Here is a 9543-nt window from a genome sequence, read left to right as displayed (position 1 = left end):
GAAAAATATAGCATAGAACCGATGTTAGTTCTATGCCTTTTAGAATACTTAAAATTAAATTCCCGAAGGGAGCGTGGCGAAAGCCACTTTTTTATATTATTTTATGGTGATTATAATATGCGAAAATGCAATAATTCAATATCTGAAGAAATAAAGTTTTCTTTAACAGGTTCTTTTTTCATTAAATCTGTAGAAACATATTTTTTATTATCATCAGGAAAAACGGTAATAGCTGCTCCTTTAAAATTATTCATTTCTAAGGACTTAACAGCACCTAAAAAGTTAGCACCAGAGGAAATACCTACACCAAGACCAAGAACTTTAGAAAGTTTTTGAGCCATTATTATTGAATCGCCATCATCAACACTTATAATTTCATTTAAAGAGGCAAGATCTAAAATTGGTGGAACAAATTCGTCAGATATACCTTGAATCCTATGGTCACTTATGTGTGTTCCTGTTGATAGTGTTGGAGAATTAGCTGGCTCTAGAGGATAAATTCTAATGTTTTTATTTTTTTCTTTTAAGTATTTACCTATTCCCATAACAGTACCACCTGTACCAACACCAGCAACAAAGATAGATGGAATGATATGTCTTTTTCTTAAGGAAGAATAGATTTCAGGACCAGTTGAGTAGTAATGAGCATAAATATTATCTACGTTGGTAAATTGGCTTGGAAGAAATATATCAGAACAAAGTTTGCTACACTGTTCAATTAATGAAATACATTTTAGAAATCCTCCATCTTCCTTGGAAACTAAATGTAAGGTTGCATTGAAGCTTTCTAATAATTTTATTCGTTCAGTGCTGAGCCAATCAGGCATATAAATATGGACATCATGATTTAGATAGGTACAAATGGCTGCAAAGGATATGCCTGTATTACCACTGGTAGCTTCTGCAACAATATCTTTTTCTTTAATTTTACCAGCTAAATAAGCTTTTTTTATTATATATAAGGCAACTCTATCTTTAATACTTCCAGTATAATTGTAATATTCAATTTTAGAATAAATCTTTAAAGGTCTATCTTTATATTTAAAGGTAATTTCAATTAGTGGAGTGTTGCCTATAAGTTTTTCTAGATTGCTAATTTTATTTAAGATAGATTGCATAAAAAACTCCTTTATTTTAAATAATCTACTATAATAAATATATGCATATGTATAATAGAAAATATTAATGCTTATAAAACAAATTTATTAATATTATAAAAGGAGGAAACTATGTTTTTTATAGGGATTTTTGGCATAGAACATAGGGAAAAGATAATAAAAGAAATAAATAATCTTACATGTAAAAGATGTTTACAAAATGTTACAGGTAAATTGGTAAAGCAATATGATTATTTTCATTTTTTCTTTATACCTATATTTAAGTGGCGTGAAGAATACTACCTTATTTGTGAGAATTGTAGCTGTGTATTTAAAGTTTCTAAGGAAAAGGGAAAAAGTATTGAGCATGACAATGATATAGAAATAAATTATTGGGATTTAAAAGAAGAGGAAAATACATGGAGGGAAAAAATATGCCCAGGCTGTGGAAGAGAGGTTGATTCACAATATAGTTATTGTCCATATTGCGGTAATAGAATTAAATAAAATATTGTAATAGAAAATAAAAGGGCATTATAAATTGCCCTTTTCTTAATTAATCATTTAAAATTGCTGTATTAAGATTGTCATTAAAGATACTTTCATCTAGTTCACCGTATTGTTTAGCAATTATTGTTGTACATACTGCATCACCTGTAACATTGACAGCAGTACGACACATATCTAATATTCTATCAATTCCCATTATAAGACCTATTCCTTCAACAGGTAGTCCTATAGAATTAAAGACCATTGATAGAGTGATCATACCAACGCCAGGAACACCAGCAGTACCTATGGAAGCAAGTGTTGCTGTAAGTATTACAGTAAGGTAATCATTTAATCCTAGGTTGATACCAAAAGCTTGAGCAACAAATACTACAGCTACACCTTGCATTATAGCAGTCCCATCCATGTTAATAGTTGCACCAAGTGGTACAGTAAAAGATGATATGTTTTCAGAAACACCTAATTTTTCATCTAATGTTTCAATGGATAAAGGAATTGAAGCATTAGATGATGCTGTAGAAAATGCAAAGCTCATAACAGGAGCAAATTTGCTTAAGAATTTTATTGGGCTTAGTTTTGTAAAGCCTTTAAGCATAAGCATATATGTTACTAAGCAATGAATAGCTAATGCTAAAAATACTGCAAATATATATTTTAAAAGTGGAGCAAAAGCATTCCATCCCATAGTTGAAAAAGTTGTGGCTATAAGGCAAAATACACCTATTGGAGCAGCCTTCATAACTATTGTTGTCATCTTCATCATAATATCATTAAATTGTGTAAAAAACTTACCAACTGTTTCAGCTTTATCCTTCAATTGTGCTAAAATAAGGCCAATTAAAAGAGCAAATACTATTATTTGAAGCATATTTCCTTCAGCTAATGAATTTATAGGATTAGTTGGAATTATATTTAATATTACATCAGAAACTGCTGTACTTTCTGCTATAGTTGTTTCAGCAATTTCCATAGTAGATAAATCAAGACCTAAACCAGGATTAAGTAATTTTCCTATACCAATGGAAAGAGTTATTGCTATGGCTGTAGTTGCAATATAGAAAGCTATGGTTCTAGCACCTACTTTACCTAGTTTCTTAGTATCTCCAATAGACATACTACCGCAAACAAGTGAACAAAATACTAAAGGTACAACTAGCATTTGCATTGCTCGAACAAATCCCTTACCTATAACTTTAAAAACACCATTAATAATAAAATCATCCTTAATGTATCCACTAGGTAATTGGTATAAAATAATACCTGTAATGGCTCCAAGAATTAAGCATATAAAAATTTTCGCTGTCAAATTTAATTTTTTTCTCATAAGTATCCCCCTTTGTTTTTATAAAATGCAATTTTCGAAAACATAACTTGCAAAATATAAATATATTTATACCATAAAAAGAAGAAAATGACAATAGTGGAAATAAGAAAAAATCTATATTGATCTTGATATGTAAAGCTTTAGAGCTGTTAATTTGAAAAACAAATATAAATATTTACAAAAAATAACTTTCGTTTTTTGCGATTAAAAAAGTTAAATATCAGCAAAGATTGAGACTGTATAGTATATATAAATGAGAGAAGCAAGTTGACAAGAGTTATGATATTTGTAATACTAAAAATAGAACTGTAAACGATTACTAAGTTGCATTTAGAGTTTTAAAATTTCTATTTATGTAGGTAATAACAGAAAGTGAGAGTTACTACATAAAACATATGCATTTATGCAATCAATATGTTTTATGTGGTTATTTTTATTTAATATATATTTTGAAAGGATTGGTATAAAAAATGAAAAAGTATGTTATTGCATTAGATCAAGGAACCACAAGTTCAAGAGCTATTATTTTTGATAAGGATCAAAATATATTAGATATAAGTCAAAAGGAATTTACACAAATTTATCCTCATGAAGGATGGGTGGAGCATAATCCAATGGAAATATGGTCCAGTCAATATGGTGTTTTACAAGAAGTGCTGGCTAAATCTAATATAACTCAAGAAGAAATAGCAGCAATTGGTATTACCAATCAGAGAGAAACAACTATTGTATGGGATAAATATACTGGAGAACCTGTATATAATGCCATAGTATGGCAATGTAGAAGGACTGCTGCAATTGTTGATGAATTAAAGAAGGATAAAGAGTTTGCTAAATATGTAAAAGAAAGTACAGGGTTATTATTAGATGCTTATTTCTCAGCAACAAAAATAAAATGGATTTTAGATAATGTGGAGGGAGCTAGAGAGAAAGCTGAAAAAGGAGAATTACTTTTTGGAACTGTAGATACATGGATTGTTTGGAAATTAACTAATGGAAAAGTACATGTTACAGATTATACAAATGCATCTAGGACAATGTTATATAATATCAAAGAACTTAGATGGGATGAGAAGATTATCGGAAGATTAGGTATTCCGATGTCTATGCTTCCAGAAGTGAGAAATTCTTCTGAGGTTTATGGATATACCAATCTAGGAGGAAAAGGTGGTATAAGAGTACCTATCTCTGGAATGGCTGGAGACCAGCAATGTGCACTGTTTGGACAAACTTGCTTTAAAGCTGGAGATGTAAAAAACACATATGGAACAGGATGTTTCCTTTTAATGAATACTGGAGAAAAAATGATTGAAAGTAAAAATGGCCTATTAACCACCATTGCCGTTGGCATAGATGGTAAAGTTCAATATGCTCTAGAAGGTTCCGTATTTGTTGGTGGAGCTGTAATTCAATGGATTAGAGATGAGTTAGAGCTAGTGAATGATGCTGCTGATACAGAATACTTTGCAGGTAAAGTAAAAGATAACGGTGGAGTATATATAGTACCTGCCTTTACAGGACTTGGAGCTCCTTATTGGGATATGTATGCAAGAGGAACTATATTAGGACTTACAAGAGGTGCTAATAGAAATCATATAATAAGAGCTGCATTAGAGTCCATTGCTTATCAATCAAGAGATCTTATGGATGCAATGGAAGAGGATTCAGGTTGTAGACTTAATAGTATTAAGGTTGATGGAGGAGCTAGTAGAAATAATTTCTTAATGCAGTTCCAAGCTGATATAACTGGAACAAAGGTAATTAGACCGATAACTACAGAAACAACAGCTTTAGGGGCAGCATATCTTGCAGGATTAGCTGTTGGCTTCTGGAAATCAAAAGAAGAGATAACTACAAAATGGTGTGTAAGCCAAGCGTATGAGCCACAATATGATGAAGATAAGAAAGAAAAGCTTTATAGAGGATGGAAGAAAGCAGTAACAAGAGCTATGGCATGGGAAGAAGATTAAAAAATAATAGAAAATAAAAGAGGGGATATATGTATTTTAATAGGATTAATTAGCAAGAGTAAATTTTTGAAAAGATACTAAAAATAAAGTCTCAATATACTATATATGTAGTATTCAATATTAATAAAGTGGCTGTAAAAAAAGTCCCTTTTTAAATATTATAATTGTGTTATAATGTTATAGTTAATTTTATAAAGATGAGGTGATTTTAATGAGCGAAGATATCTTAAAGAAAATTACCCTTGAAATTAATAAACATGAAAGCTTAGAAGATAAAGAGTTAAATATAATAAGATTTCAGCTTTTAAAAAAGAGTAATATTTTAAAAGTAATTTTAAGAGGAAAAGAAAGATTAGCCATAGAAGAAGAGGAATTAATAAAGAAGATAATATGCAAGACCTTAATGATTAGGATAACTATAGAAATTCTATTTTATAAAGATGCTTCAAATATTTCTTTAGAAGAAGTGGTAGAAAGTCATTGGCTTGAATGTATTTCAGATACCATAAAGAAAACTCCATTATGTAAGACATTGCTTTTAAGTAGTAAAAGAGTTGTTGAAGGAAATAAGGTAATTGTATTAAATGGATATGACAAAGTAACTGAACATTTAAAGTCAAAATATGGCGATAAATCTATTGAAGGTACCATTGAAGCTATATTTGGTCTAAAATGTAAGGTGGAAATAAGATTTGATCCATCTATGGAAGTAATTATAGATTATGCTGAAAAAGAAAAGAATGAAAGAGCTCTTTTAAATAAGGTGCTGCAAGCCAAATCTTTAGAAATACAAAAAGCAGGAAGTAGCTACAAAGAAAGTGGCAAGGCACAAGAAAAGAAATCTACCGAGAAGAAGCCATATGAAAAGAAGGAAAATACATATAAAAGAGAACCTAAGAGTGAAAACTCTATTTATGGAAGAAATATATCTATTGAAGCAATACCAATTAAAGAGGTTAATGAAACTTCTGGATATGTGGCAGTTTTAGGAGAGGTATTCAAGGTTGATACTATGGAAACTAAGACTGGAAAGATAATACTAACATTCTTTATTACAGACTATACTGATTCAATTACAGTAAAATGCTTCTTAAAGCCGCAGGAAAAAGGTGAGGTTCTTGATAATATTAAAACGGGGCTTTATTGTAAGGTAAGAGGGGAAGCAGTATATGATACATATGCTAGAGAAGTTGTTATCATGGGACGTGATATTTTAAGAATGAAAAAGTTAGAGAGAATGGATGGGGCAACAGAGAAAAGAGTTGAACTACATTGTCATACTACCATGAGTGCCATGGATGGGACTACTCCAGTTGGGAAAATCATTGAAAGAGCTGCTAAGTGGGGACACCCTGCTATAGCTATTACTGACCATGGGGTTGTTCAAGCTTTTCCAGATGCACAAATTGCCGCAAAGAAAAATAAAATTAAAGTTCTTTATGGTGTGGAAGGATATTTAGTTGATGATGGTATTCCTTTAGCAATTAATGAAAAAGGTCAAAATTTAGATGACACATATGTGGTTTTTGACTTAGAAACAACTGGTTTTTCACCAAAGAATGATAAAATTATTGAAATAGGAGCGGTAAAGGTTAAAAATGGGAAAATAATCGATAGCTTCAGTGAGTTTGTCAATCCTAGAAGACCAATTCCTTATAAGATAACAGAACTTACAGGGATAAGTGATGATATGGTAAGATATTCAGATTCAATAGACTTTGTACTACCAAGATTTATGGATTTTATAGGAGATGCAGCAGTAGTAGCACATAATGCCAGCTTTGACTGTAGCTTTATTGAAAAAAATTGCAAAGATTTAGATTTACATTTCAATGCTACTATTCTTGATACTGTACAGATATGTAGATTTTTATATCCTGAATTAAAATCAGTTAAGCTTAATTTAGTGGCTAAACATTTAGGTATAAAGCTTACAAGCCACCATAGGGCTGTAGACGATGCTAAAGCAACAGGTGATATATTTGTAGAGTGTATTAAGAAGATTAAAGAAGAATATGAAGTTTCAGACTTAAGTGAACTTAATAAGATTTTCTTAGAAAAGGTTGATATTAAGAAACTTCCAACATATCATATTATAATTTTAGCAAAGACTCAGGAAGGTATAAGAAATTTATATAAGCTTGTGTCAGAGGCTCATATAGATAATTTCTTTAGACGACCTAGAACTAAAAAATCAAGGCTTGCTGAAATGAGAGGTGGGCTAATTATTGGTGGTGCATGTGAAGCAGGTGAAATTTATAGAGCTGTACTTGGTGGTAAAAATGATGAAGAAGTAAAAGAGATAATGAGCTTTTACGATTATGTTGAAATTCAGCCAGTTGAAAATAATGCTTATCTTATAGAAAAGGGAAATGTAAAAGATGAAGATGAGCTTAAGGATATAAATAGGAAGATTTATAATTTAGCCAAGGAAGTTAACAAGCCAACAGTAGCTACAGGAGATGTACATTTTTTAGAGCCACAGGATGAAGCATTTAGAAGGATTATAATGGCTGGGCAAGGATTTGGAGATGCAGAAAATCAACCACCTTTATACTTTAAAACTACAGAAGAAATGTTAAAAGAATTCTCTTATTTAGGTGAAGATATTGCAAAGGAAGTTGTTATAAAAAATCCACAGGAAATTGCAGCTTCAGTTGATATATTAAAACCTATTCCTGATGAGACATATCCACCTAAGATTGAAGGGGCTGATGACGATATAAGGAATATGACCATGAATAAGGTTCATTCAATATACGGAGAAAACCTACCAGAAGTAGTGCAGAAGAGACTTGATAAAGAGCTAAACTCTATCATAAATAATGGATACGCAGTTCTTTATCTTATAGCACAAAAACTGGTGGCTAAATCATATGCAGATGGATATCTAGTAGGTTCTAGAGGATCTGTTGGATCTTCTTTTGTTGCAACAATGTCAGATATTACAGAAGTTAATGGGCTTCCACCACATTATGTGTGTCCAAAATGTAAGAAGTCACAATTCTTCTTAGATGGATCAGTGAGTTCAGGGGCTGATTTACCAGATAAGGATTGCCCAAATTGTGGAGTACCATATATTAAAGATGGTCATGATATACCATTTGAAACTTTCTTAGGATTTGAAGGAGATAAGGAACCAGATATAGATTTAAATTTCTCAGGGGATAACCAAGCTGATATACATAAGTATACAGAAGTTCTTTTTGGTAAGGGATATGTATTTAAAGCAGGTACAATAGGTACAGTGGCAGAAAAGACTGCCTATGGATTTGTTAAAAAGTATTTAGATCAAAAAGGTGAGATTGCTTCACAAGCAGAAATTGAAAGGTTAACTATTGGATGTACTGGAATAAAAAGAACTACAGGACAGCATCCAGGTGGAATAATGGTTGTACCAAATTATACAGATGTATATAATTTTACGCCTATACAAAGACCAGCAGATGATAACACATCAGATGTAACAACAACCCATTTTGATTACCACTCAATTTCAGGAAGACTTCTTAAGCTTGATATACTAGGACACGACGATCCAACGGTATTAAGGATGCTACAAGATATAACTGGAATAGATCCTAAAACAATACCGTTGAATGATGAGAAAGTATTATCATTATTTACCAGACCTGATGCTCTAGGAGTTACCAAAGAGGAACTTGAATGTGAAGTAGGTTCCTATGGGCTACCGGAATTTGGAACTAAGTTCGTAAGGCAGATGCTTGTTGATACACAGCCTAAAACATTTTCTGACTTAGTGAGAATTTCAGGACTTTCTCATGGTACAGATGTATGGCTTAATAATGCACAATACTTTATTAAGGAAGGATATACTACCTTAAGAGATTGTATAGCCACAAGAGATGATATTATGGTGTACCTTATGTATAAAGGTGTACCGCCTAAAACAGCCTTTACTATTATGGAAAGTGTAAGAAAGGGTAAAGGGTTAACAGAAGAATTTGAAAAAATAATGAGAGAAAATAAAGTTGAAGATTGGTATATAGAATCTTGTAAGAGAATTAAGTACATGTTCCCTAAAGGGCATGCTGTTGCATATTGCATGATGGCTGTGAGAGTTGCCTATTACAAGGTGTATTATCCATTGGCATATTATGCAACATATTTTACGGTAAGAGGTGCAGATGATTTTGATGCAGAGCTTATTTGTAAAGGCGAAAGTGCAGTACATGCTAAATTACAGGAATTATATGCTTTAGGAAATAGTGCAACGGTAAAAGATAAAGGTCTTATTACAGTTCTTGAATTATCATTTGAGATGTATAAAAGAGGTTTTGAAATGCTTAAAGTTGATTTATATGAATCTGATGCAACTAAATTTCAAATAGTAGGTAATGCTTTAAGACCCCCCCTTAGCTCCCTGCAAGGAGTTGGAGTGAATGCAGCCAAAGCAATATTTGAAGCAAGAAAAGATGGGGAATTTATTTCTAAAGAAGACTTAAGAATAAGGTCTAAAGTATCAAAGACTGTTATTGAAACATTAAGTGTACATGGATGCTTAAAAGGAATGTCAGAAACTAACCAACTTTCATTATTCTAATAAAAACTCATGTCAATATTAACTAGCTACTGTCAAAAAGACAAATAGAGTTAATGGGACATGAGTTTTTATGTAAAA

The 9543-nt window shown here is 31.6% G+C and carries 5 protein-coding genes; 3 read left to right on the top strand and 2 right to left on the bottom strand.

Annotation, left to right across the window (positions count from 1 at the left end):
- Window positions 1-110: 110 nt before the first annotated feature.
- Window positions 111-1118 carry a PLP-dependent cysteine synthase family protein gene (locus BHW04_RS08155; protein ID WP_302631322.1) on the bottom strand — a complete coding sequence of 336 codons (1008 nt, stop codon included), beginning with the start codon at window positions 1116-1118 and terminating at the stop codon, window positions 111-113.
- A gap of 111 nt (window positions 1119-1229) precedes the next feature.
- Here BHW04_RS08155 and BHW04_RS08150 point away from each other — a divergent pair, with 111 nt between their 5' ends.
- Window positions 1230-1604, top strand: a complete 375-nt coding sequence (locus tag BHW04_RS08150) for a zinc ribbon domain-containing protein (RefSeq protein ID WP_022212346.1) — start codon at window positions 1230-1232, stop codon at window positions 1602-1604.
- A gap of 49 nt (window positions 1605-1653) precedes the next feature.
- On the opposite strand, the gene BHW04_RS08145 is transcribed toward BHW04_RS08150, so the two are convergent.
- A complete protein-coding gene (locus BHW04_RS08145) occupies window positions 1654-2931 on the bottom strand; it encodes a dicarboxylate/amino acid:cation symporter (protein WP_022212347.1) in 1278 nt (425 codons plus the stop codon).
- A 470-nt stretch (window positions 2932-3401) separates the two neighbouring features.
- Between BHW04_RS08145 and glpK the strand changes: the two genes are divergently transcribed.
- Window positions 3402-4901 carry a glycerol kinase GlpK gene (gene glpK, locus BHW04_RS08140; RefSeq protein ID WP_302699361.1) on the top strand — a complete coding sequence of 500 codons (1500 nt, stop codon included), beginning with the start codon at window positions 3402-3404 and terminating at the stop codon, window positions 4899-4901.
- 211 nt (window positions 4902-5112) lie between these two features.
- Entirely contained in the window at window positions 5113-9465 is a 4353-nt protein-coding gene (locus BHW04_RS08135) for a PolC-type DNA polymerase III (RefSeq protein ID WP_302699360.1), read from the top strand.
- The last annotated feature ends 78 nt before the right edge of the window (window positions 9466-9543 follow it).

This window comes from Clostridium sp. 29_15 (assembly GCF_001916075.1).
Lineage (GTDB): Bacteria > Bacillota > Clostridia > Clostridiales > Clostridiaceae > Clostridium > Clostridium lentum.
This window is presented reverse-complemented; position numbering and strand designations above follow the sequence as displayed.